A 22,556-nucleotide genomic window follows, 5' to 3' on the forward strand; every position below is an offset into this window, starting at 1 on the left:
TGTCTAAATATATGCCGCGAGTCAAAATCAACAATATTTATATTTACTATGAATTGCAAGGACATGAAACTTCTCCCTGCCTTGTTTTTAATAATGGGATTTTGATGAACGCATCAAGCGCATGGGGGCCACAAGTAGACATTCTTTCTAAGAATTATCGTATCCTCAGATATGATTTCAGAGGACAAGGAGATTCTGACCATCCTAAAGAAGAATATACAATGGAACAACATGCGGATGACCTAGCAGAATTAATGACATTTCTAAAAATCGATAACGCTCATATAGCTGGTCTTTCTTATGGAGGCATAGTAGCTCAAGCATTTGCATTAAAGTATCCGTATCTCTGCCGTAGCCTAATAATTGCTGGTGCAACAAGTGAAATTGGAGACAAATTAAAATTAATAATTACTTCTTGGTCAAATCATGCGAAGCGCGGTGATTTGGAAAACTTTTTCAACTCAACAGTTCCTTGGTTCTTTACATCTAAAACTTTTAAAGAAAAATCACAGGTTCTAGTAAATGCGAAAGCACGATATGCAAAATTGGATTTTGAAGCAGTGTCAAGGCTTTGTAAGTGTTTCTTATCTGTTGATTTGACAAATCAGCTTAAACAGATAAAAATACCAACCTGTATCATAGTAGGTGAACAAGATTTATTGACAGAGCTAAGTCATGTGGAGATCTTGTGCCAAAACATTTTTAATAGTGAACTTCACATCATTTCTTCCTCTGGTCATGTAGTTTGTTGGGAACGGGTAGAAGAGTTTAATACTGTACTTCTTGGTTTTCTATGCAAACAAACAATGCGCTCTCAATCTCTGTAGAGGATGCCGTTGTCAGGAGCGCGTACCTCAATTATTTTGTATTTAGGAGTTAGTTTGCGACGAATAGGTGGCGCGATCGCACTTTCTCACCACTCACACCACTAAACATTTCTGTCAGTGAACCTAGATTGACTCCACAGGCCAAATCCCGTACTGTGAAACGTTAAGTTGTCAACGCGCTTCCTTGTTTATCTCTGCGCGACAACTGGATACCAAAAATCTAGTCAACGCCACCCAGAGTTGTTGTCACCAACTCTGAGCGGCTGACCTGTAAACGTTGGTACGAGCAACGCACAGGCTTGGGTAATTGTAGCCTCAGCCGCTCTGCATTGCACTTCATCTGTTGCAGGGGGGCTAGGTTTTTGGCTTTCCTCCCCGAAAGTCAAAACCAAAGGACAACCACAATGACATACTTCATCCTCGGTGCTGCCTCCCAAGCAGCGTCACAGTCTCGTGCAAGCAATCCCAGCGTTCCACAGCGCGACGATCGCCATCCCCTGCGGCTCATCCTGCTCGGCTCCCGCCCCGACATCATTGTCACGATCAAAAACCTGCATCGGCGCGGCTTTGCCGAAGCCAACGAATGGAGCCAACCCATCCCCTGCCCCAGCGCAGGCGACGTAGCGCGCATCCTCGTCCAGCGCCATCCCGACGACCACATCAGCATCCTCACCCGCTATCTCAACTAATCAGTTGAGGCTGAGATGTCCCAGAAGCCGGGTTTCTTGTTTTAGGTATCCTGTATGGCCAAATACTTGCTACAGAAATCCGGTTTTTAGAGCGGCTGGAGTGTGTTGTGTTGCGTCAATAAATGCGATCGCACTTTCCAGGGCTAGTCGCTTATGGTATTCATCTAGTTTTCTACTTAGGTGTGTGATTGTGCGATCGCAAACTTGCTATCACAAATGACAATATGCCATCTAAGCTGATTCTTGTTGTATTTATCACTAAGTCAAGCACCAAAACTACGGGTATTAGAAACAAAAAATAATGGCTATAATCCCAATGATTTCTAGGTTTGCTCGCTGCGCGATCCGCGTTTAATTAGGGTTATACTAGTAAGTGCTTCTTCATCAGTAAAAGCAACAGTAATGGACTAAACGTATCGGTGTAAAACTTATATCTTGCATCTATGCTTTTGCAGCTACATCATCAGCCTCAAGTACTGTAGAAGCTGGCTCGACAAAGCTTACCGTAACTCCCATGGCTCTTTCAGCAACCGCTCTAGGCCACTATATTTCTATTTCCAGAGGCGGAGATTTAACTTTTTTCTGTCCACCTTTTTATTGCTGTGCTTACAATGGAGTCTTGTTAATTTGAGGATGATTTGAGTGTGAACTAATCCTGAGCTTTTGCTATGATGCATCTCCTTCAAAAAAATCTTCAAAAGAATAAAGAAGTCTTACGGGTTATCTTGGCGGTTTGCATTATTGTCGCGGGCGTATTGCACTTTGCCGTGCCGGTGCCATTCATTCGCATCGTGCCGGGCTTCTTACCCTATCCAGCAGCACTGGTTTATATCAGCGGCGTGATTGAAATCGGTTTGGGGATTGCGCTGTTGATCCCATCGATTAGCCACTTGGCGGCTTGGGGACTGGTTGCACTGTTTATTGCTGTGTATCCAGCTAATCTCAACATGGCGATTAACGGAATTGAAATTGCTGGCATTCCCAATACCTGGTGGTTCCAAGCTATTCGGTTGCCGTTTCAGTTTGTTCTAATTGCTTGGGCCTATTGGTACACCAGCCCGAATTCACCGGAATCAAGCAGTGAGGTGAAATAGCAGTATGGCTAATTTTGCGACTCGTGAACAACTCAGAGCCACAATCACAGAAGCAATGGCAGCAGGTACTACTAGTTTCTCTGAATTAGTTAGCGTACTGAAGATTGACCTGCTTCATGATCTGGCCGGAGTCAACTTGAGTGGATTCGATCTCAGTGGAGGTTCATTTGCTCAAGCGAATTTGGTCGGAACAGACTTGAGCGGAGCTAATTTGAAGGGCGCTAATTTTCACGGCGCTGACTTGAGACTCGCCAATTTGCGCAATGCCTATCTCAGCCAAACCAATTTCAGCGGTGCCAATCTCAAAGATGCCAATCTCAGAGGTGCGACCCTGAGAGGGATGTTGATTGACCCCACAACTAAACTACCTAGCCAGTGGCGTCTGATCTGGGAACTAGCCAATAGCGGCGGCGAAAATCGGGTTTTGAAGGGAGCTGATCTAGAAGGGGCTGATTTAAAGGGCGCAAATTTGCACAATATTAATCTCATCCGGGCCAATTTGCGTCATGCTAGCCTGAATGATGCTTATCTCAAGCAGGCCGATATCAGAAACGCCGATTTGTCTGGTGCCAATCTGAACGGTGCGTACTTAATTAACGCTAATTTTGGTAAGGCTAACCTTCGAGCAGCCGATTTTAGCCAGTCGGATCTCGGTCGTGCCAACTTGATCAACGCTAATCTCGAAGGGACAAATTTCCAAGCGGCTACAGTTGACCGAGCACTATTCGGCAATAATAGAGGGCTGACTGAATTTGATAAGCGAGATTTGCGAGCTCGAGGAGCCATTTTTGAAGACTTCTATGGCTCTCTGACCAAAGTATTTACTCGGAAATAACGCAACGATTTGTTGAATCAGCTATTTGGAGTTGAGCCAGCGCTTGCGCCATTGGGAGGTTGGTGACAGTGACGATTCGGCTTGCTCCTGCTGGCGCTGCTGCATGATGTCCTGAGCGGTGGCCATTAAAGTGCGATCGCGATAGGGAACGGCAGCCTTCGTTTGCAGATGTTCTAGTTCTCGCTGGGACAGGGGGGGTAAATTCTCATTCCGATTGTTTAACACGGCAATTGTTCCTGGCCACTGGCGACCAGCGGCTGCGATCGCACCAATTTGGAATCCGGCTTCTTGCAGTCCGGCTCGCACTGCCGCCGCACAGGAATAGGTGGCGAGCCGACCGTCTGGTTTGAGGCACTGGCGCACCTGCTGGAAAAAATCAACGCTCCACAACATGGGACAGCGGGGCGGCGAAAAGGGATCAAAGAAAATGGCATCGGCCTGAAATCCCTGCTGCACCAGCGGTTGAATCTGCTGGCGAGCATCGCCAATCAGGAGTTTAGCCTTGAGACGTGCGGTGTTGATCAACTGGGCTTGAGCGAGTTCTGTGAGGATGTCTTGGATTTGTGGTGTCCAAATGTGGGTGAACTGATGTGCGATCGCAGCTTGCGGCACGTCCAAGTTCAACTCCAGTCCCACCACCGTCACCTGACAGTTGGGATTAATTCGCCAAATGGTTTCCAGCGCTGCCGCTGTGTTGTAACCCAAACCGTAGCAGACATCTAGAAGCGTCAGGTTCTCTCGCTGGGCTTTTTGCAGTAGCTGAGTCGGTTCTACATAAGTTTCGAATGCTTCTTGGTAAGCTCCATGACGACTGTGAAACCATTCGCCAAAGGCTGCTGAGTAAAAGGTGTATGACCCATCAGCCGTGGCTTCTGGGGTGATGGTATCTAGGGGTAAGGGAGAATCAGTCATAGTGTTATGGACAGCCGAGACGGCTATCCTACACTACTCGATCTATGACAATAACGTTGGCATCGCGATGATTTCAGCCGCTAAACCCATCATTCCGGATGAGTGGATACAAACCGCTAAACGCCTCTTCGCCTTGCCGAAACCGGAACATTTTACAGATTATCGCCACTGTTGCGAATGTGCCGAGCATGATGAGACGCTGCTGGCGCATGATGTCGATTCTATTGGACTGGAGCAGTTGGGCAATCCGGGTTGGGATCCGATGTGTTTTTCATCGGCGACGGGATTGCTCTACTACATGCCTGCGCTGGTGCGGTTAACCCTCCAGACGCTAGAGCAGCCCCAAGTAGCTTATTTGGATCAGTTCCTGTTTCACCTGCATCGGTCGGATTTGCTGGACGCCGCGAATGTACAGCAGCGGCAGTTTATCGTGGCGTTTTTGGAGTATTTGATTGATCAGGAGCGCAAAGAAGAGTTGGGGATAGAAGTGCGATCGCACTTTCACCTTGACCTGGAAGACTATGCTGACGACCTGCTGGATGTACTGCAAATTTGGAGCAATTGTGAAGTGCTGGATGATGCTTCTTGCAGATTAGAGTAGTGGGAGAATCTAACATGGACATTACCGTCCTGACAGACTTATCGTAAATGCATTCCCTTCAATACCCTTCACCCATTTGATACGGATATATGGCAAACCAGCGCCCCTCGAAACCCAAGCATATTGTCCTGACTTCCCATCCCAGTCGCTTTGGGACAAAGCCCATTCCGATTCACTGGGGCAAGTCTGATCCCATGCAGCGCGGCCCGATTATTGGCACCGTAACGAACGCCAGTCATCGCAACGTCGTCGGCACACATTCTGGTTCCTATGCAATTTATCGAGCGCTAGCGGTTGCTCAGGGGACGCTACAGCCGGATCACAAGGCGGATTTAACGAATACCGCTCCGATTATCAATATTGGGCCATACCCAAGCTGGTTTGATGCCGACAAGATTGTGTCTCTCGATCCGTTTGGGGCGCTGGTCGGTGAGGCGTTTGCCGATTATATCCAGCAGGGTCACGACATTCGCCCCACAATCGCCATTACCAAAGCCCATATCAACATGCCGGAACTTCATGCGGCGGCGCAGATGGGGCGGATTCCGGTTGACGGCAAAATCATGAAACCGGGCGGCGATTTAGTCGTCACCAAAGCGGCGATTGAACCTGTCTGGTATTTACCGGGAATTGCTAAGCGGCTCAACGTATCTGAAAGTGACTTGCGCCACGTCCTGTTTGAGCAGACGGGCGGCATGTTTCCGGAACTTGTCACCCGCTCTGATCTGGACATATTTTTGCCGCCCATCGGCAGCATGACTGCCTACATTCTGGGTGACGTTAATGCGATTACCGATCCCGATCGGCCCGTGACGGTGCGAGTGCATGACGAATGTAATGGCTCAGACGTATTTGGCTCCGATATTTGCACCTGTCGGCCTTATCTTGTACACGGCATTGAGGAGTGCATCAAAACTGCTCAGTCTGGCGGGGCTGGAATAATTGTCTACTTCCGCAAGGAAGGTCGGGCATTGGGCGAAGTGACTAAGTTCCTGGTCTACAATGCGCGTAAGCGGCAGGAGGGTGGCGATAATGCCAATGCTTACTTTGAGCGCACCGAATGCGTGGCGGGTGTACAGGATATGCGGTTCCAGGAACTGATGCCGGATGTACTGCACTGGCTGGGAATTACGCGCATTGATCGGCTGATTTCCATGAGCCACATGAAATACAATGCCATTGTCCATTCTGGTATTGAAGTTGTTGAGCGAGTGCCCATTCCAGACTATTTAATTCCGGCTGATGCAATGGTTGAAATGGAGGCCAAGAAAGCGGCGGGATACTTTACGACGGGCAACGTGCTGGATCAAGATGGACTAACGCAGGTGAAAGGGCGCGATTACTAATGGTTTATGTCCCTGAAAATGACGCTGAGGCCGTCACCTATTTTCTCTCGCCAGCGGCGATCCGCGATCGCAGTCGCTACCTTTACGATCTGGCTCTGAACGACCAGCTTGATCACTTTGCCATTAATCTGCATCAGCTTCATCCTGTCGCTGACTATGTAATGGAGGTGACTAGGGAAGAATATCCAGATTTTGACGTGCCGTTTCACTCGCGCTGGCGGCATTTTGAAGTCGGCGGCGTCCCGCGTTTACCCCAACTAGAGCATAGGCTAGCCGATCAATCCGCGATTGAGCAAACCCGCAGCAAGTTTGACCTGGCTATTATCAGCGTGCTGCTGGACGCCGGAGCGGGTAGCCGCTGGCAGTATCACGAACCGGGGACGTACTTGGTTGTTAAACGCTCGGAAGGCTTGGCTCTGGCCAGCTATCACATGTTCTGCAATGGCCTTTTCTCCAGCGATCCCGATTTACCGCTGCAAGCGGATGCAAAAGGCTTGGCTCAGCTCACTGAAGACCAACTGGCCAATGGCTTTCAAGCCGACGAACATAATCCGCTGGTTGGTCTGCCGGGTCGGCTCCAGCTGCTGCAAAAACTGGGGCATGTGCTGAGCCAGCATCCCGATCTATTTGGGTACAAACAGCCACGGCTGGGCAATCTGGTTGATTATCTAATTGCTCAAGCTAAAGATAAAGATCAGCAGATCAGTGCGGTCACAGTACTGCAAGCGATTCTGCGCGGGTTGGGCGAGATCTGGCCGGGACGAATTGCGATCGCAGATACAAACCTGGGCGACACTTGGCAGTCGAATAAACTGGCCGGACTGGATCGGCGTTATCCCTACATTCCGTTTCATAAGCTGTCCCAGTGGTTGACATACTCACTACTGGAGCCTCTGCAGGATTTGGGCTATCAGATTACCGATTTAGACCAGTTGACGGGTCTAGCGGAATATCGCAATGCCGGACTGTGTCTGGACATGGGCTTACTGGTGCCCAAACAGGCAGAAATTCTGCATCAGCCCCAGGAGCTTAACTCATCAGTGATTGTGGAGTGGCGGGCCACGACGATTATTCTGCTCGATCAGATTGCGGCAGTAATTCGGCAAAACCTGAATCAAACTGCTGATCAATTGCCGCTGGTCAAAGTGCTACAGGGCGGCACCTGGACAGCCGGACGCCGTATCGCCGCCGAACGTCGTCCGTCGGGTGCGCCGCCGATTCAGTTGATTAGCGATGGAACGGTCTTCTAATTTCCACTTGTAGGGTCGGGTTTAGCCGAAACGTAATCGGTCTGAAATAAAATTGGTCAACAAAACCCACCCCCTACGGATGTCCATCATTCCTACCGATACTGTCGCTCATCTATAACCCAATTTGTCATGCTGCCCCAAGACTATCAAGACCGCTATCAAACGCTCTCCCAGTCCCTGCAAACCCTCCAGAATCAAGTCACGCAGGCTAACCCAGACCAGATGAAACTGCGATCGCAGTTTTTGGAGGCGCAGCAGTGGTTCCAGCAAAAGATTATTGGTCTAGAAGTTAATGATCAGCTAGAGCCAGCCGACGAGTCTACCGTGCGCTCCCATAACACCGAAATTAATAAGCACCTGCGGCTTTTGGGCATGGATCTGACGTTTTTGCAGGCGGCCAAGCAGCCCACCACTGCCCAGCAGCGCCAAGCTCAAATCCGCGATCGCATTCAAACGCTCCTGACGTTTTGTCACAATATTTTGAATCCAGCGGATGCGTCTTCTGATGCGTCTTCTGATGCGTCTTCTTAGACCTGGGCGTTGCCTTATCTGGGATGAATGGTGATCTGGGGTGCCCCCACATCACCATTCATCCTTAAATCAGCAATCCCTAAACCTGTACCGCCGACTTGAGATCTGCGATCGCACTTTTCAAGTCCTGTAGCTGCTGCTGCACGGCACCCGTCATCAAAAGCTGCCGTGCCCGCTCAATCCCGGCTGCAACGGAATCACAGGCTCCACTGCGCCACAGATAAAAGCCACCGTTCCAAATGGCAGACTGACTCAGTTCAGTGACATCACCTGCCAATACAGCCTGCATCGCTTTAGCAAACTCCGCGTCTTCCAGCAGCGGCACGTCAGTTCCAGCCAAATCGTAATCTCTGGGTACCAGCAGCAAACGCTCAAATGAGTCAGGCTCACCGATGCCCAGGATGGCTGTGCGATCGCGGGGCAGATCGCCGCTGCCTTCCAGCCCTTTCACCGTCGTATAAAACGCTTCGCCTCGCATCTGATAAGCAATGCAGGTACGCTCCTCGGTGGGAGGATGCACAAAGCCACTGACCACGTGGGCCTCACCGCTATAGGGTGCCCACATAATCTCAATCGTGGCGAGCGGGGGGCGTTTACCAATTTGGTCACGGTAGGGAATCAGCGCCTGTGCAGCAGGGAAGTCGCGGGGTAGGTAAACAAACCCCAGCCCCGTCTGCTCAAAGACATGCTGCGTTTCAGCATAGGACAGTACCGTCCAGTCAATCCCCAGCAGTTGCCACACTTCAACCAGCGGTAAGCCGTACTTGGTCGGAATGCGATCGCCACCGTGCATCACCACTGGACAGTTGGCTGCTGCTAAAATCAGTGCCGTTAGTGGCGTCACCGGGGCAGTACGGGAACGGCCATCATAGGGCGAATTAAACACCGTCACCCGATGCTGAGCCGGAATAGCAGCCAGCTTGGTGCCCATCTCATCGTAGGCATCCATCATCCCCACCAGTTCCTCAGGCGTGGGTCGCTTAATCCGGTGAGCAATCATAAATGCACCAATCTGCGCGGGTGTCGCCTCCTGAGTCAGCATCATCCGGGTTGCGGCTGCCGATTCACTGCGGGATAAATCCTTGCCCGTATGAACGCCACTACCAATCGTCTTCAGAAACGTGCGAAACGCATTGCTCATAATCAGTCGTCGTCAACCTTGAGTTGCAGGTGGGTTAGAAATATCAAAAATCATTAGAAATAGATGTAGCCATTCTGTTCGGTCGGGCGAGCCGCTGATCCACCAACGGATCGATCCATTGTTGCCCAAATCGCCGACGTATTTTTAGCCGAGGTAGCTGAAACAGGTAAGTCTACACTATCTAAGCTAATTGCTTCCTTCAGTTCTTGCTGAACAAGCTGGCAAAAATGGCGAATGGGCGGGATGGTCAACCGATCTTCCGTCGTGACCAAAACAACCTCGCGAGTCAGCACCGGATCAGCGGTTGAACGCACCGTCAGATTGGCCTCCTGGTGAATATCAAAAATTGCGCTCCGAGGCAACAGGGCAATCGACTGGCCTTGCCGCACTACTCCTCGAAATGCATCTAGAGTATTCAACTCCAGCACGGCTTTTAGCTCCGCCCCCTGCTGCTGAAACTGCTCCTGCACCAGCCGCTGCATACCGTAACCATCTTTAAAGACAACTTGGGGATAGCGAACAATTTCTGACCAGGGCACAATCTGATGTTCGGCCAGGGGATGATCCGCCGCCATCAGAATCTGTACAGGCTCTTGATAGAGCACCTCAGTAATCATTTCGGCGCTCGTGGTCAACCGCCGATTATTCATCACAATCGCGAGGTCAACCAGGCCATCTCGCAGCACCTTCAACGCGCGATCGCTACCCAGAGAAGTCACCCGCAACTGCACATCTGGATAGGTCTGACAGAACTGCTGTAGGACTGGCGGCAGGAAATAGGAGCAGACGGAGTGAATCGCTGCGATACAGAGTTCAGGCTGCTTGCCCGCCATCAAATCCGACAGCTCTTGAACCGCTGTATTCCACTCCTGACACATCCGACGCGCCCTCGGCAATAGGCACTCCCCAGCCACCGTCAGTTTGGCTTGGGCTGAACGATGAAAGAGCGCGACTCCTAGTTCGGCCTCAATCGCTTGAACTTGGCGGCTAACCGTTGATTGCGTCACATCACACTGACGGGCCGCCTGCTGAAAACTGCCCGTTTCGGCAACGGCTAAAAATGCCTTGAGCTGCTCTAGGCGCATGGGATACCCAAACTTACCGATAGATTGATCTTGACTGTATCGGATGTGCGATCGCGAAATCGTAGAGATTGATACAACACAAAAGCTTTTTTCGCGCTAGGCGATCAATCATAGCTAGCAATTCTGCATATTCTGATCCTTTGGAATTCTTTGTATAAGGGGAACATTCCACTTTGATAACAATAGCCCCAAAGCATTGACGCTTTGAGGCTATTCTCAAGATTGGGTTTAGTATCCAGAGTAGTGATGCCTGTAAATCATAAATGATGCTTGGATTAAGGATGGATACAGGCTAATCATTTTCCCATTCTTCTTGCCCCATCAAATCACCGATTCGATCCCTCAGTAAGAAATCACACCGCTCTAATTCACATTCAACAAACGCCCATTCACGCGCTGGGATGTAGTTGCAAAGCACATAAATTGGCTGCTGACGGCTAACAACACCTTTTTCAACTAATTGGCGAGCCTCATCTTTAATTGCATCGATCGAAAACTGAAGTGACTGAAGCATAATTGACCCTGCTGCGTTCTGCTAATGTCTAAATTCCTGAGCTAACCACTCAGGCGCGATGATGATGTTAAACACGATATTCTGCGAACATCGCTTTGGACGTTTTGCAGAAATATCGCTCCAACGGTAGAGGGAGAAAATCAGGCTTTACTATCCAAACAGACAAGATTTATCATAAGCCAGATCTGTAGTCTCGTATACTGAAGGATTTTCTACTTTAAATTACTAACATTGAAATTATATGAACAATTGCGAAGAGAGTCATCTGTCCTACGCCATTGACCTACTTGGTTTTCTATAGACTGAAATCAATCAATTGACGTAGACATATTGGCGAGTTTTGGATTTAATCGGTTCTGATTAGCTTGCGGCATTTGCAGTTTAAGACTCTTCAAACCTAGCTATATCAGCCGTTTGCTTTGCGATGCCACGCATTCACAGATAATGAAGATGGTCATTATGCGCTAACGGTGGATAACTCTTTCTTTACCTGATTGTGGAGGATAGATGAAAACTTTAGCGTGTAGTTAAATGTTTTCTTTAGCAATGTAAGGTTGATTTTTCTTGTTTTTGTTATGTTTTCTTGACAATTCATGTCGCCCAAGTACCTCAAACTCCAGCCTGCTGAATCACATCACCATTTATCAGCCACCCATTAACCCTTTATCAACCATCGCTGGTTTACTGCACAACGTTTATTCCCCCTATCGAAAAAGACAGGGCGCTACTTAATCTGGGTATGTCGATTTTGCTTTGTGCCCATTGAGCATGCAGGGCAACATTGCCGCTGCGAGTTTTGGTGCGAAATGTAAGACGACTTACTATCTTATTTTCAGCGTTGGCTCAGGAAAAACTCAGATTGCTGGGACATGCTGGTGGCATTCGTCTTACAGCATCAAGCCAAGGAGTTTACGATGAATCGCATAATTGGATGGGTGAGTGGTCTTGCCTTAGTTGCGATCGCAGGTTGTTCAGGCTCGACGCCCAACGCTCAAGCCCCGTCAGCTAACAGTTCAACCAGTGAAACCACCACGGCAGCGGCAGAACCTACGGTGATCGAGTTAACTCAAACGGGCTGTCAGTTTCTGGAAGTGGAAAATCAGGACTATGGCTACACCCCTGCTAGCGCTGAGCAGTGTGAGGAGATTAATGCTGAAACAATTCGCGATCGCGAATCGGCCTTTCAACCCCTTCAACTTGCAGCAGGCGAATACATCTTTCGCGTTGCTAACCAAGACGTTCCTTACGAACTCGGCTTCTACCTACGCGGTAAAGGTATCCAGCAGGCCACCCTACCTAAAGTCAGCGGCGGCGGCCTCACCGAAGGCACCACCCAGGAGTACCGCGTCACCCTCAAACCCGGCGAATATGTCTTTAGCTGCCCGCTTAACCCTACGCCTGACTATCCGATTGTTGTTCAGTAATATTTCATGCCTAACACCAACTGGTTGATCACTAACACAGGCGAATCTCATGCGTTTCCGGTCAGTGATGACGCTGATAACATTTTAGAAATCGATCGGCCCTATCGGCTCTATCGATTTCTCACCGATGTGGAAAATATCTTGTATGCCGAAGCAGATGATTGGGTGCGGTTGCAAAGGATTTGTCCACTGGTGCGCCGCTTACTGAACAGTTCCTGGTGGCTGCAAGGAGAGTATAAGGAACCGAATCCGCAAACGGGCTGGTCAGTTAAATTCCTCTATGAGGAACCAGACTTTCCGCTGACGGTGCAAACAGTGGTGTGGCTACCGGGGCAGGTGTCGTCGATTCACAATCACGGTGCATTAGGGATTGTGGCGTTAATTGACGGGCAGGAAAAGAATCAGCTTTGGCGACGAGTTGGGGATCCAGACTGTTGCGATCGCATTGAACCTGTGGGCGATCTGGTTCTTGAACCGGGCGACATTATTGGTCTCATGCCAGATGCTATCCATCATGTTGAGGTGATGAGTGAACAGCCCACGATTAGCTTTAACCTCTATGGGCCAACCAATTACGACCAGCGCTATGAATTTGATGTAAAGCAGCACACAGCGAAGCAGTTTTGATGGTTGAAGAAGTGGTAACCCCGGAAACGGTTATTACGAGAGGGTTTAGGGCAATATGCTTGACTTTGGTTTAACTCTTTGGCGATTCAATCCGCCTTTGCCACAGCATGCAATGTAAAAATTAGACTTTTTTGGCAAAACATCGGGAATCAGCCGGGCCAGCGGTGAAAGATGTAAGTAGACATTTCAGTCTATTGAAATAATTTTGCTATGGCCTGTTTACTGTTCCTGATTGTCATCGCTATCGTTTTGCGTTCGTTTACGGGAGAAGTTTTCAAAAAGCCCAAGCCCAAATCGCCGGAGAAAGAGCTGGGAGAGGCTTTAACTAAGTACCTGGAAGCGGGCGTCATCATCCGCACGGCTCCCGAGAAAAAGAATTAGCAGCTACCGGAATCGACAATACGGTCGGCGTACGTTGATCGAGACGTTGATACTCATATTGAACTAATAATGCTGACCCGTGACGATATAGGCGACGCGACGCCCAATATTGGTTGCATGGTCAGCCATGCGCTCTAAGTAGCGAATTACAAGCACCAGCAGCACAATGGGTTCGACGGCTGTGACCGGATCGGTCTGCACCAGCAAATCGTACAGTTCGTCGTAGTCGGTATCAATCAAATCATCTTTGGCTTTAATATCGAGTCCTGATGTCGCATCTAGATTGGCGAGCGCGGCTAAACTCATCGCCAACATTGAACGGCAGCGATCGCTCATGAGCTGGACGCGATCCATACAGGGATGGATGGGGCAGGGAAAGAGCTTTACAGCGACTTCTGCCATATCAACGGCATAGTCGCCAATTCGCTCTAGATCGCGCACTAGCTGCATAAAAGCGCTAATCAGGCGCAAATCCTGCGTTACGGGAGCCTGTAGCGCCAGCAGGTTGACACAGTCCAGTTCAATTTGGCGGTAGAGCCGATCAATTTCTTTATCGTGGCTTTTGATGCAGCGAGCCGTTTCTAAATCTCGGCTAAAAAGGGCTTGATCTGCCATCCAGCAGGACTGTTCAACCAATGCTCCCATTCGCAACACATCCTGTCGTAGAGATCGCAGCTGGCGCTGAAATTGAGTTCGAGTTGGTCTGGGAGCTTCCAACGATGTCCTCGCTTGTCATAGTTGTATGCGAGCCACACGATTCAACGATGGCTCATCTATGCTCAATATTAATTAATCTCCCGATATCTTGCATCAAAACTCAGGCGGGAGATGTTGCCGTTGCATTGCGGCAGTGACATCCTTCTCCTCAGTTTTGAATAATAGACCTTATCGGAAATTGTTTTGTAGCGCGACTCTGCCGCGCTACAAAACAATTTCCAACCCCAAAAACTTTATTTCCAATAAAGTCTAATGGAGTCTACACAGTTCTTGCATCTTACTGCGCCTATGAGGCATCGTACATCATGCGATTGGGGTTTTGACTTGGTTGCCTATATTACGTCATGTAACAAAGCGTGCCAGAGCCATTAGATTTGAAGGAAATTAATGAAGATTGAAGACATTATGAGGAGTCTAGATCAATATGTCTGATTTACAAGTCTATGTTGCTTTGGTTGTTGCCCTAATCCCTGGCGTAATGGCCGTTCGCTTAGCAACAGAACTCTATAAGTAAGTTACTGTTTGGGCGAGTCAACGCACTTGCTCAAATGAAGTGCCTCCTAGCTAGGGCTGGAGCAGTTAGCTGACCTGCGTTGATAGATGACTAATCTAAACGGCGTTGGCAGCTAAAGGCGCAGCCCTTTTTAACTGTGTTACAGGCTAAATTACAGGCTAAACCTGTTTTTTGTTGACTGGTTCGGTGGGAGATTGAGGTTCAAACGCTTCGTGAACCACGATACGCGGCAACCGATGCTTAAAGCCGCAGAGAATTTCCCAGGAAATGGTGCCGAGCTGATTGGCCCAGTCTTCTGGAGTGATGCACTCTGGGCCGCACTGTCCCAATAGCGTAACGACTTCGCCTTCCTGCAAATCGGCAATAGCACTCACATCGACCATGAGCTGATCCATGGTCACCGCACCAATTTGAGGCAGCCGCTGGCCCCGGATCAGCACCTGAAGCTGATTGGATAAATTGCGCGGTACGCCATCGGCATAGCCAATTCCGACGACTGCGATCCGCATCGGTCGCTGGGCAATATAGCGATGGCCGTAACTGACCCCTGTACCAGCCGCTATGGTTTTAACTTGGGTGACGCGGGCTTTCACCTGGAGGGCAGGCTGAAGCTGGACGGTCGGGGCCAAATGAGGCGCAGGATACAGGCCGTAGGTGGCTAATCCAACCCGCACCATGTCGTAGTGGAGCTGTGGATCAGCCAGAGTGGCGGCAGAATTGGCAATGTGTAATCGGGGCGGCGTGTAGTCGAGCTGCTGCTGCAACTGTGCGATCGCAGATTGATAGCGTTTGTGCTGCTGCTGCATGACGGCTGGATCGGGATCATCGGCTGTGGCCAGATGAGAGTAGATACTGGCAATTTGCAGCTGCGGCAAGCGCTGCACAAACTGGACAAACTCCACCGCTTGATCCCAGTTGGTGCCCAATCGCGACATGCCCGTATCCAGCTTTAAGTGAACGGGTAAAGGCTGCTGTCCGGAATCGGCCTGGAGCGTTTCAGCAAACACCAGCGCCTGCTTCGGGGTGCCAATTGTCGGTTGGAGTCGCCAGTGGGCCATCGCCCGAATTTGAGCAGGCATATTGGTCGCGCCCAGCATCAAAATTGGCGCTTGGATGCCCGCTTCCCGCAGTTCGATCCCTTCTGGTACGGTTGCCACACCCAGCCAGGTCGCGCCAGCGGCGAGAGCAGTTTTGGCGATGGTAACGGCACCGTGGCCATAGGCATCGGCTTTGACAACGGCCATCAGATCGGTTTGCGATCGCAACAGCGCTTTCAGCGCCTTCACGTTATGTTGAACTGCTGCAACATTGATTTCGATCCAAGCTCGCTCTTGTCGCATCGACAACAAACTTGGGGTTTGATCCCAACTCAACATCTCCACCACACTCCTTCATTACACACCACACACCACACGTCATATTAAGTCCGCGTGTAAGAACCCTATTTATTTTTTGCGAAATGCTGGCTATGCCAGCATTTCGCAAAAAATAAATAATGGGTTTTTAACCGGATTTCATATAACCCTTCAGGACGAAAGATTGACCTCATCCTAAAACCACTTAACATCACACGAATCCAGCTTCAGGATGTTTCTCCTGCGTTACCTTTTACACCACAACTCAGAAGGGAAACTTACTGCCGCTTCGCGGCGGTAAGTTCCTGCTTCAGGTTTTAGGTTTACAAGGTGCAGGAGGTAAATCATCCTAAAATTACCTAGCAGTCTACCAGGGGAATCCGAAAAGGGCACAACTGAAACTCCTGTGCTACCATCGGAGAAATCTATACCTACCCTGATCCCGCTATGAGCAAGGTTCTGGTGCTAAACGCTTCCTACGAACCGTTGAACATTACAAGCTGGAGACGAGCGGTCGTCTTGTTAATCAAGGGAAAGGCAGAGCAGGTTGAGCATAATGGCAAAGTGATCTACAACCAAATGCCGCTGCCAACGGTCATTCGCCTCCGTCACTATGTCCGCGTGCCTTACAAGGAAATTCCGCTGACGCGTCGCAATCTGCTCCATCGCGACAACCATACCTGTCAATACTGTGGTGATGCCAAAGAGGGCCTCACTCTCGACCATGTGATTCCGCGATCGCGGGGCGGCAAGGATACCTGGGAAAATATGGTCGTGGCCTGTGTTCGCTGCAACGTCAAGAAAGGAAATCGCACGCCTCAAGAAGCCAGTATGCTGCTGGCCTGCCATCCCCGCCGACCTCACAGCAGTCTTTATTTTGAAGTGACAAAACACGTCCGCAGTGGCGGTCATCAAGAATGGCGCAAGTATGTGATTGGGACTTAATTGAGACTCAACCGGGACTTTAAGAACCAATCGAGTCAATCATGAACTAAGTGCGTGATTGGAATCGAAGGGTCGATCAGGTTGCTCATGAAGATGATGCTTAAGAATCTTGCCAGAGATCGTCGGGTTGGGTGGCAGACTGATTGAGCTGGGCAGGTGAGCTATTGGGTTGAAATGAGGTCTGTTTCGCCTGTCGATTGAGCTGCTTAAGCGCCCACGCTGCTGTGTCCCGCACGGTTGGATCGGTATCTTCCATCGCGTGGCGCAGCAGGGGGGCAAGCTGAGCCACCTGATCGTAAATGCGGGTCAAGTCGCGAATTGCGTTCTTGCGTACCTCAGCATTTTCGTCCTGTAGCGACAGGGCCAGTGCCCGATGCATCGGATTCAAGGTGCGTTCACCAATTTCCGATAAGGCCGCCAAGATCAGGCTGCGCTGCTGAGAATCCGAATCGATCATCAGATTAACCAGGGGCTGAATCGCTTGAGTTGTACCCTGCTGGCCCAGTTGCCAAATGGCCTTACGGCGCACGGTCGAGTCAATGCTGTCTAGATCTTGAATTAACGATTCGATTAGGTTCGTTTTGCTGAGCCGGGTGGTGGGGCTGACGTTCGCGGGCTGAAGCGAGGCTGAACCATTCGCCTCGCCAGTCTGAGGGCCGTCAGTTGGCTCAGGCGGTGGTACATCCTTTGCGATCGCAGCTGCCGCATCGTGATTGACAAATTCGGGATTGATAGATGGTGATTCAGCGGCAGGAATGGGCTCTGAATAAGGTTCGGGTGGAGGTGACACGGGGACGCTAGCCGAAGCGGCTGCATGGGAACCGTTGCCAATCGGTGTAGCGGTTGTATTAATGGCGTGAAAGGCCGCGTCGGAACCGGTCAGATCTGCGACGGGTGGCTGGTTATCTGCATCGTTGCCTAAAGCTTTATCGGATTGAGTGGATGGCTGGGTGAACCACTTCCAGACCCATAAAGACATGCCTGCGATCGCAACTAGACCAAAAACGGCAACGCCGCCAATCAGCAAAATGCGCTTCAGCGTCCAGTCAGCCTGCTCTGGCGCTTGGGCTGGAGCAGGTTGCTCGGGGGCTGCTCCAGCTTCGGGGTTGGCTGAATCGGAAGGCGGAGTGGTTTCTGCTTCGCCTGCCTCAGCGGAGGATTCTGACGGCGGCGTTTCAGTCACTAAAGCTTTGTTACTGGTTTGAATCCGCTCCCACGTTCTCAAATCAATTCGTCCGGTAGCCTCTAATCCCTCGGCTTCCTGAAACTGTTGAACGGCAGCGGCTGTAGTATCACTGTAAAGGCCATCCACAGTGCCGCTGAAATAGCCCAGTTCAGCCAATTTTTGCTGGACTGATTCCACGCCCGGCCCTTCACTCCCTAGCTGCATCAGGGCGCGGGGAGATTCCTCTTCGACATCCTCCAGTAAGGAGCTGCCTGTATCTTCCTCACTCTCTGGATCCAGCGCGGATTCATCTAGTAACGAGCTGCCCGCATCGGTATCCGCTTGAGCCAGCAGATGCAGGTAATCCAGCGGTGGATGGGCAAACGAATCGGATCTGGCTTGAGCCTTTTCAGGCGTACTCAACCAGCACGTCCAAATTGCAATCAGTAGGGGCAAAAAGCGGTGGGACATGACCTATGGCAAAGAAACGGACGATTAAGCAGGAGCAGCACCCAGAGCCATCGTACTTCATTGCTTCTTATCCTACCTGCGATCGCACAGGCTGGAACAATCAGGAGAGGTGCGATCGCAATTTAGAAGGTAGAAAAACGACTTGCCACCGAATATCAAAGCCGACAACTACAGCATTGGATTTCCTGAAGAACCGAGATCTTCAGATTTGCTAGCAGTTTGAGTCAATGCTGTTTCCGGTTTGGGATGCCCCAACAAGCCCTTCAGATGGAGGACTTCTAATAAGTGTTCCCGCTGATTCACCAAATAAATACTCACCAGCGTTAAACAAACACCAATCCACTGAATTGAACTGAGCTGCTCTGCTAAAAATAAGTTGCCAAATAGTAATGCAAAAACGGGTGTCAAAAATGTCAATGAGCTAAAACTGGTCAAGTTACCCGATGAGGCAATCCAAAAGAAAACCGCATAAGCTAAGGCGCTGCCCAATACCGTAGAGTAGGCAAGAGCCAGCCAGTCTGCCCCCGTCAAGGCTGACCACTGATTGGACTCGTGGAGTCCAGACAACACAAACAGGGGAATGCCACCGAAAATCATGTGCCAGCCTGTTGCAACCACCGGATCAACATAGCGACTGACAAAGCGCACCATTACAGTCCCCAGCGCCATCGACAGCGCCGCCAGCAGCATGAGCCACTCGCCCTGATTAAACAAAGACTCCAGTAAAGACAGCTCAAATTGAATATTCAGATGCGCCAGGTTGCCATGCAGTGCCTGCACAATCCAGTCGTCCGGCAATCCTAAAAAGCTGATGCCAATTACACCGATGCCCAGTCCCAACCAGCCCCACAGACCAATCATCTCGGCAAACAAGAATCGTGCCATAATCGCAACGGCCAGCGGTTGGGAATCGATCATGACGGAACCCAAGCCCGCTCCAGTTCGCACCAGACCTTCAGCCAAAAATCCTTGAAATAAGGCTCCATCCACCAGCGCAAACAGCAAAATCCACAACCATGCCTGCCAGCCTTTGGGCTGTGACCGTCCCAGCAGCGCAGCCACGAGGAGAACCAAGACTCCGGCTGGCAGCAGACGAACACCTGCCATAAAAAACGGCGTGGTGTGGGGAATAGCCCCTTTCATGGCCACCATTGCCGTTCCCCAGAGGAAAAAGGGTGAAATTAGCACCAGTGACTTGGTCAACGTGGATTCTGTGAGCTTGGTTTGCATGAACGGCCTCTAAACAATCCTAATCGGAGTCCGACTGTATACTTATGTTAAGGGATGACTAATATTTTGCCCCAGCAATTTGTCTGATTAAGCTGTAATAGAAGAAGCGTTGCTTAATCTAGGTATGAAATGAGATGTGGGGGCGGTGCCCCCACATCTCATACTTAAAATCAGCAATCCCGAAGAAAAAGCCTCATAACTCTAAACTGGAGGGATTCTCCTTCGGGCTGATCCCTCGGTTTGGCACATTTGATTGACTAGTCCAATTGTTTCAGTTCTGAATAACCCATGATTTGGCCGTTTAAGCCACCGTATCGAAAACAGATCGCCCGCATCGAAATCTCAGGTGCGATCGCAGGTAATACTCGTAAGCAGGTTTTAGAAGCGTTTGAGGATATTGAAGACAAAGGCTTTCCTGCTCTACTTCTCCGCATTGATAGTCCGGGAGGAACCGTTGGTGACTCCCAAGAAATTTTTAGTGCTCTCAGGCGTCTCAGCGAAACCGTCAAAGTCGTCGCTAGTTTTGGCAATATTTCCGCCTCGGGCGGGGTTTATATTGGCATGGGTGCGCCGCACATCATGGCTAACCCTGGAACCATCACAGGCAGCATTGGCGTCATTTTGCGTGGCAACAATCTAGAGCGCCTTCTCGACAAAGTCGGCGTCTCGTTTAAAGTGATCAAATCCGGCCCTTATAAAGACATTCTGGCCTTTGACCGTGAACTCACTGAAGCGGAACAGCTCATCCTGCAAGAGATGATCGACGTTAGCTACAACCAGTTCGTTACCACCGTGGCCGAATCGCGGGGCTTGACCGTCGAGAAGGTGCGTGAGTTTGCCGATGGCCGCATCTTTACTGGAGAACAGGCTGTGACGCTCGGCGTGGTTGATCGGCTGGGGACTGAGGAGGATGCCCGCCGCTGGGCGGCAGAACTCGCTGGACTCGACCCCGAAAAAGCGGAAATTCACACGATTGAGCAAAAGAAATCGGGCTGGCGGCGGTTCGTACCCGGTAGCCGACTGCAGTCTGCTCGTCTAGCAACGGCAATGGACTGGCTCGATTTTGAACTCTCAACTAATGGGTTGCCGCTCTGGCTATATCGTCCATAAATATTACCGTTTGAGGACGCCCCATCCTTGGACTTAGTGCTGTGTCAAAACCCACCAGAACAACGTTGACAAACCACTAGTCTTGAACCTAATACTGCATAACAAAAACGAGAGGGACATGGTGCTACACTGCAGCACCATGTCCCTCTCGTTCATCTCAGTTCTGACGGTGGATTAACCCTGTTGGGGTAATTTTGAGCTGATGAGCTGATAGTTTTGCGGATTTTCGGAGTGACAAAATGTTTCTTGAGGGGACTCACCTGATGCCAACGCATTAGCCAAAACTCACCATGACTTTTTCTGCGATCGCACAAATGAATCATGTGCCTCACGATCGTCCGCCATTTCTGTCTACTTCGTTACCGCATCCTCCAGACCGCGACGACAGAGATCCGGCAGCTCATTCTCACTCAGCGCTCAACCCATCCTGGCGCTGTACGCATACCATTGCGGCTCATCACGCCTGGGTGCGCTGCGTTGCGATTAGCCCAGATAGCCAGTGGATAGCGAGCGCTAGTGGCGATCGCACCATCAAAATTTGGTCTGCGAAGACAGGCGAACTGATTCGCACGCTGCGGTGGCATGCGGGTTGGGTACGGGGTGTTGCGTTTAGTCCAGATGGCCAAACTGTCGCAAGTGTAAGTAGCGATCGCACGTTACGCCTGTGGGATACGCGCACCGGGGAACTACGGCGAACCTGGCAAGCCCATACTGCTTGGGTCGGGACAGTTGCCTTCAGTCCTGATGGTCAACTGATTGCCACAGGTAGCCAAGACTGCCTGATTAAAATTTGGCATGTTCAGTCCCCGTCCACAGAACCTGCACAGGTGCTGTCTGGGCATACCCATTGGATTCGCACCCTAGCGTTTAGTGTCGATGGTCGCTATTTAGCCTCTGGCAGTCGCGATCGCACAGTTCGCATTTGGCAAGTCACGACGGGAGCCTCGAGCCAACCCATTGAGGCGCATAACGGCGAAGTGTGGTCTGTTGCGTTTGATCCGCACCACTGCGATCGCATTGCTAGCAGCGGTGCAGATGGTGTTGCCAAACTCTGGAAGTGGACGATCGGTGATCAACTGGGTGCGTTTACTCCGCCAGCAACCGCGCGATCTGCGGATGACAGCCAGTCTCAGTCTTCAACCAACCGTCCAACGGACGATTCTGCTCAACCTTCGACTCGTGCTTTGACAACGCTGGCTTTTCATCCAAGCCAGCCCGTTCTGGCTACGGCTGGACAAGACAAAACCATTTGCCTCTGGCACTCCACCACTGGCAAACTGCTGGCTGCTTTGGATGAACACCGCAGTTGGATCTGGTCGGTCGATTTTAGCTGCAATGGTCAGTTGCTGGTCAGTGGCGATTGGGAGGGACTAGTCAAAATCTGGCAATTAAGCTAATCGTCTGCTGCTTGATTGGCTCGCTTTTCGTCTTCCATTGCCTGAATAGCCAACAGCAACTCTTCTTCCTGCTCCTCGAATTCCTCCTCTTCAATCTCGCCCATATCGAAGGCTAGCTGTAGAGCGAGTAAACGCTTTTGCAGGTTTTCGGTATCGTCGCGTTCAACTTCGGCCTGTTCTAAAATCTTGTCGCCAACCCAGGTGACACCATAGATCGGCCCTAAAATTGGCAGTGTGAGCAGGCGTAAAACCATATGTTGATCCTCATCTGTCTCTTTCAGTGTAGAAGTTCATTCAGAACTCCTGTGGGTTCTGATCACAGAGATATACAAAGCTTGTTTGAGCTCTAGCTAACATCTGACAATGTTTTTCTTGGTAATGGTATTCAGGTAATG

Annotated in this window: 24 protein-coding genes; 15 read left to right on the forward strand and 9 right to left on the reverse strand. The window is 50.3% G+C overall.

Annotation, left to right across the window (positions count from 1 at the left end; all coding sequences use genetic code 11):
- Window positions 1–11 precede the first annotated feature (11 nt).
- The 4 genes from AC286M_RS22520 to AC286M_RS22535 all read left to right on the forward strand — a co-directional run bounded on the left by AC286M_RS22520 (window position 12) and on the right by AC286M_RS22535 (window position 3,445).
- Window positions 12–827 carry an alpha/beta fold hydrolase gene (locus tag AC286M_RS22520; RefSeq protein WP_488206522.1) on the forward strand — a complete coding sequence of 272 codons (816 nt, stop codon included), beginning with the start codon at window positions 12–14 and terminating at the stop codon, window positions 825–827.
- A gap of 404 nt (window positions 828–1,231) precedes the next feature.
- A complete protein-coding gene (locus tag AC286M_RS22525) occupies window positions 1,232–1,516 on the forward strand; it encodes a hypothetical protein (protein WP_488206523.1) in 285 nt (94 codons plus the stop codon).
- A gap of 668 nt (window positions 1,517–2,184) precedes the next feature.
- On the forward strand, window positions 2,185–2,610 hold the full coding sequence (locus AC286M_RS22530; RefSeq protein WP_488206524.1) for a DoxX family protein: 426 nt from the start codon (window positions 2,185–2,187) through the stop codon (window positions 2,608–2,610).
- 4 nt (window positions 2,611–2,614) lie between these two features.
- Window positions 2,615–3,445, forward strand: coding sequence for a pentapeptide repeat-containing protein (locus AC286M_RS22535; RefSeq protein ID WP_488206525.1), 831 nt, complete (start codon window positions 2,615–2,617; stop codon window positions 3,443–3,445).
- A gap of 21 nt (window positions 3,446–3,466) precedes the next feature.
- Here AC286M_RS22535 and AC286M_RS22540 read toward each other — a convergent pair whose 3' ends face one another.
- On the reverse strand, window positions 3,467–4,357 hold the full coding sequence (locus tag AC286M_RS22540; RefSeq protein WP_488206526.1) for a tRNA (5-methylaminomethyl-2-thiouridine)(34)-methyltransferase MnmD: 891 nt from the start codon (window positions 4,355–4,357) through the stop codon (window positions 3,467–3,469).
- A 1-nt stretch (window position 4,358) separates the two neighbouring features.
- Here AC286M_RS22540 and AC286M_RS22545 point away from each other — a divergent pair, with 1 nt between their 5' ends.
- The 4 genes from AC286M_RS22545 to patD all read left to right on the forward strand — a co-directional run bounded on the left by AC286M_RS22545 (window position 4,359) and on the right by patD (window position 8,085).
- On the forward strand, window positions 4,359–4,958 hold the full coding sequence (locus AC286M_RS22545) for a DUF6714 family protein (protein ID WP_488206527.1): 600 nt from the start codon (window positions 4,359–4,361) through the stop codon (window positions 4,956–4,958).
- An 89-nt stretch (window positions 4,959–5,047) separates the two neighbouring features.
- Window positions 5,048–6,304, forward strand: coding sequence for a GTP cyclohydrolase II (locus AC286M_RS22550; RefSeq protein ID WP_488206528.1), 1,257 nt, complete (start codon window positions 5,048–5,050; stop codon window positions 6,302–6,304).
- A complete protein-coding gene (locus tag AC286M_RS22555) occupies window positions 6,304–7,554 on the forward strand; it encodes a URC4/urg3 family protein (protein ID WP_488206529.1) in 1,251 nt (416 codons plus the stop codon). The genes AC286M_RS22550 and AC286M_RS22555 overlap by 1 nt, the downstream gene beginning before the upstream one ends.
- Window positions 7,555–7,683: 129 nt before the next feature.
- Complete coding sequence (gene patD, locus AC286M_RS22560) at window positions 7,684–8,085, forward strand: heterocyst frequency control protein PatD (protein WP_488206530.1); 402 nt, start codon at window positions 7,684–7,686, stop codon at window positions 8,083–8,085.
- Window positions 8,086–8,164: 79 nt separating this feature from the next.
- Here the strand turns inward: patD and AC286M_RS22565 are convergent, their stop codons facing one another.
- The 3 genes from AC286M_RS22565 to AC286M_RS22575 all read right to left on the reverse strand — a co-directional run bounded on the left by AC286M_RS22565 (window position 8,165) and on the right by AC286M_RS22575 (window position 10,825).
- Window positions 8,165–9,226: an anthranilate phosphoribosyltransferase family protein gene (locus AC286M_RS22565; protein ID WP_488206531.1), complete on the reverse strand. Its 1,062-nt coding sequence runs from the start codon at window positions 9,224–9,226 to the stop codon at window positions 8,165–8,167.
- Window positions 9,227–9,279: 53 nt separating this feature from the next.
- A complete protein-coding gene (locus AC286M_RS22570; protein ID WP_488206532.1) occupies window positions 9,280–10,311 on the reverse strand; it encodes a LysR family transcriptional regulator in 1,032 nt (343 codons plus the stop codon).
- A 292-nt stretch (window positions 10,312–10,603) separates the two neighbouring features.
- A complete protein-coding gene (locus tag AC286M_RS22575; protein WP_488206533.1) occupies window positions 10,604–10,825 on the reverse strand; it encodes a DUF4327 family protein in 222 nt (73 codons plus the stop codon).
- 869 nt (window positions 10,826–11,694) lie between these two features.
- Here AC286M_RS22575 and AC286M_RS22580 point away from each other — a divergent pair.
- From AC286M_RS22580 to AC286M_RS22590, 3 genes are all read left to right on the forward strand, one after another.
- Complete coding sequence (locus AC286M_RS22580; RefSeq protein WP_488206534.1) at window positions 11,695–12,249, forward strand: hypothetical protein; 555 nt, start codon at window positions 11,695–11,697, stop codon at window positions 12,247–12,249.
- Between the two features lie 6 nt (window positions 12,250–12,255).
- Window positions 12,256–12,876 (forward strand): cysteine dioxygenase family protein, encoded by a 621-nt coding sequence (locus AC286M_RS22585; RefSeq protein WP_488206535.1) that lies wholly within the window; start codon window positions 12,256–12,258, stop codon window positions 12,874–12,876.
- A 210-nt stretch (window positions 12,877–13,086) separates the two neighbouring features.
- On the forward strand, window positions 13,087–13,257 hold the full coding sequence (locus tag AC286M_RS22590) for a hypothetical protein (RefSeq protein WP_488206536.1): 171 nt from the start codon (window positions 13,087–13,089) through the stop codon (window positions 13,255–13,257).
- Window positions 13,258–13,320: 63 nt separating this feature from the next.
- On the opposite strand, the gene phoU is transcribed toward AC286M_RS22590, so the two are convergent.
- A complete protein-coding gene (phoU, locus tag AC286M_RS22595; RefSeq protein ID WP_488206537.1) occupies window positions 13,321–13,974 on the reverse strand; it encodes a phosphate signaling complex protein PhoU in 654 nt (217 codons plus the stop codon).
- 424 nt (window positions 13,975–14,398) lie between these two features.
- Here phoU and psaM point away from each other — a divergent pair, with 424 nt between their 5' ends.
- Window positions 14,399–14,488, forward strand: a complete 90-nt coding sequence (gene psaM / locus AC286M_RS22600; RefSeq protein WP_488206538.1) for a photosystem I reaction center subunit XII — start codon at window positions 14,399–14,401, stop codon at window positions 14,486–14,488.
- A 158-nt stretch (window positions 14,489–14,646) separates the two neighbouring features.
- Here psaM and alr read toward each other — a convergent pair whose 3' ends face one another.
- Window positions 14,647–15,864 (reverse strand): alanine racemase, encoded by a 1,218-nt coding sequence (gene alr, locus AC286M_RS22605; protein ID WP_488206539.1) that lies wholly within the window; start codon window positions 15,862–15,864, stop codon window positions 14,647–14,649.
- Window positions 15,865–16,290: 426 nt separating this feature from the next.
- Here alr and AC286M_RS22610 point away from each other — a divergent pair, with 426 nt between their 5' ends.
- Window positions 16,291–16,788 (forward strand): HNH endonuclease, encoded by a 498-nt coding sequence (locus AC286M_RS22610; RefSeq protein ID WP_488206540.1) that lies wholly within the window; start codon window positions 16,291–16,293, stop codon window positions 16,786–16,788.
- A gap of 100 nt (window positions 16,789–16,888) precedes the next feature.
- On the opposite strand, the gene AC286M_RS22615 is transcribed toward AC286M_RS22610, so the two are convergent.
- The gene (locus tag AC286M_RS22615) at window positions 16,889–18,424 is read right to left on the reverse strand and encodes a HEAT repeat domain-containing protein (protein WP_488206541.1); all 1,536 of its coding nucleotides are present in this window, start codon (window positions 18,422–18,424) and stop codon (window positions 16,889–16,891) included.
- A gap of 168 nt (window positions 18,425–18,592) precedes the next feature.
- On the reverse strand, window positions 18,593–19,654 hold the full coding sequence (locus tag AC286M_RS22620) for a DMT family transporter (protein WP_488206542.1): 1,062 nt from the start codon (window positions 19,652–19,654) through the stop codon (window positions 18,593–18,595).
- Window positions 19,655–19,942: 288 nt separating this feature from the next.
- On the opposite strand from AC286M_RS22620, the gene sppA reads away from it, so the two are divergent.
- Window positions 19,943–20,764: a signal peptide peptidase SppA gene (gene sppA, locus AC286M_RS22625; RefSeq protein WP_488206543.1), complete on the forward strand. Its 822-nt coding sequence runs from the start codon at window positions 19,943–19,945 to the stop codon at window positions 20,762–20,764.
- Between the two features lie 290 nt (window positions 20,765–21,054).
- A complete protein-coding gene (locus AC286M_RS22630; RefSeq protein ID WP_488206544.1) occupies window positions 21,055–22,161 on the forward strand; it encodes a WD40 repeat domain-containing protein in 1,107 nt (368 codons plus the stop codon).
- Here AC286M_RS22630 and AC286M_RS22635 read toward each other — a convergent pair.
- Entirely contained in the window at window positions 22,158–22,415 is a 258-nt protein-coding gene (locus AC286M_RS22635) for a gas vesicle protein GvpG (RefSeq protein ID WP_488206545.1), read from the reverse strand. The two genes, AC286M_RS22630 and AC286M_RS22635, sit on opposite strands and share 4 nt — an antisense overlap.
- Window positions 22,416–22,556 lie beyond the last annotated feature (141 nt).

It is taken from the genome of Thainema salinarum CENA647 (genome assembly GCF_057732415.1).

Bases quoted from the DNA above. Each gene is read 5' to 3' on its own strand.
- alr (WP_488206539.1), bottom strand. From the start codon at position 15,864: ATGTTGAGTTGGGATCAAACCCCAAGTTTGTTGTCGATGCGACAAGAG.
- patD (WP_488206530.1), top strand. From the start codon at position 7,684: ATGCTGCCCCAAGACTATCAAGACCGCTATCAAACGCTCTCCCAGTCC.
- AC286M_RS22585 (WP_488206535.1), top strand. From the start codon at position 12,256: ATGCCTAACACCAACTGGTTGATCACTAACACAGGCGAATCTCATGCG.
- sppA (WP_488206543.1), top strand. From the start codon at position 19,943: ATGATTTGGCCGTTTAAGCCACCGTATCGAAAACAGATCGCCCGCATC.
- AC286M_RS22535 (WP_488206525.1), top strand. From the start codon at position 2,615: ATGGCTAATTTTGCGACTCGTGAACAACTCAGAGCCACAATCACAGAA.
- AC286M_RS22555 (WP_488206529.1), top strand. From the start codon at position 6,304: ATGGTTTATGTCCCTGAAAATGACGCTGAGGCCGTCACCTATTTTCTC.
- AC286M_RS22620 (WP_488206542.1), bottom strand. From the start codon at position 19,654: ATGCAAACCAAGCTCACAGAATCCACGTTGACCAAGTCACTGGTGCTA.
- AC286M_RS22525 (WP_488206523.1), top strand. From the start codon at position 1,232: ATGACATACTTCATCCTCGGTGCTGCCTCCCAAGCAGCGTCACAGTCT.
- AC286M_RS22520 (WP_488206522.1), top strand. From the start codon at position 12: ATGCCGCGAGTCAAAATCAACAATATTTATATTTACTATGAATTGCAA.
- AC286M_RS22550 (WP_488206528.1), top strand. From the start codon at position 5,048: ATGGCAAACCAGCGCCCCTCGAAACCCAAGCATATTGTCCTGACTTCC.
- AC286M_RS22570 (WP_488206532.1), bottom strand. From the start codon at position 10,311: ATGCGCCTAGAGCAGCTCAAGGCATTTTTAGCCGTTGCCGAAACGGGC.
- AC286M_RS22615 (WP_488206541.1), bottom strand. From the start codon at position 18,424: ATGTCCCACCGCTTTTTGCCCCTACTGATTGCAATTTGGACGTGCTGG.
- AC286M_RS22630 (WP_488206544.1), top strand. From the start codon at position 21,055: ATGACTTTTTCTGCGATCGCACAAATGAATCATGTGCCTCACGATCGT.
- AC286M_RS22590 (WP_488206536.1), top strand. From the start codon at position 13,087: ATGGCCTGTTTACTGTTCCTGATTGTCATCGCTATCGTTTTGCGTTCG.
- AC286M_RS22580 (WP_488206534.1), top strand. From the start codon at position 11,695: ATGCTGGTGGCATTCGTCTTACAGCATCAAGCCAAGGAGTTTACGATG.
- AC286M_RS22530 (WP_488206524.1), top strand. From the start codon at position 2,185: ATGATGCATCTCCTTCAAAAAAATCTTCAAAAGAATAAAGAAGTCTTA.
- AC286M_RS22540 (WP_488206526.1), bottom strand. From the start codon at position 4,357: ATGACTGATTCTCCCTTACCCCTAGATACCATCACCCCAGAAGCCACG.
- AC286M_RS22610 (WP_488206540.1), top strand. From the start codon at position 16,291: ATGAGCAAGGTTCTGGTGCTAAACGCTTCCTACGAACCGTTGAACATT.
- AC286M_RS22565 (WP_488206531.1), bottom strand. From the start codon at position 9,226: ATGAGCAATGCGTTTCGCACGTTTCTGAAGACGATTGGTAGTGGCGTT.
- AC286M_RS22575 (WP_488206533.1), bottom strand. From the start codon at position 10,825: ATGCTTCAGTCACTTCAGTTTTCGATCGATGCAATTAAAGATGAGGCT.
- psaM (WP_488206538.1), top strand. From the start codon at position 14,399: ATGTCTGATTTACAAGTCTATGTTGCTTTGGTTGTTGCCCTAATCCCT.
- AC286M_RS22635 (WP_488206545.1), bottom strand. From the start codon at position 22,415: ATGGTTTTACGCCTGCTCACACTGCCAATTTTAGGGCCGATCTATGGT.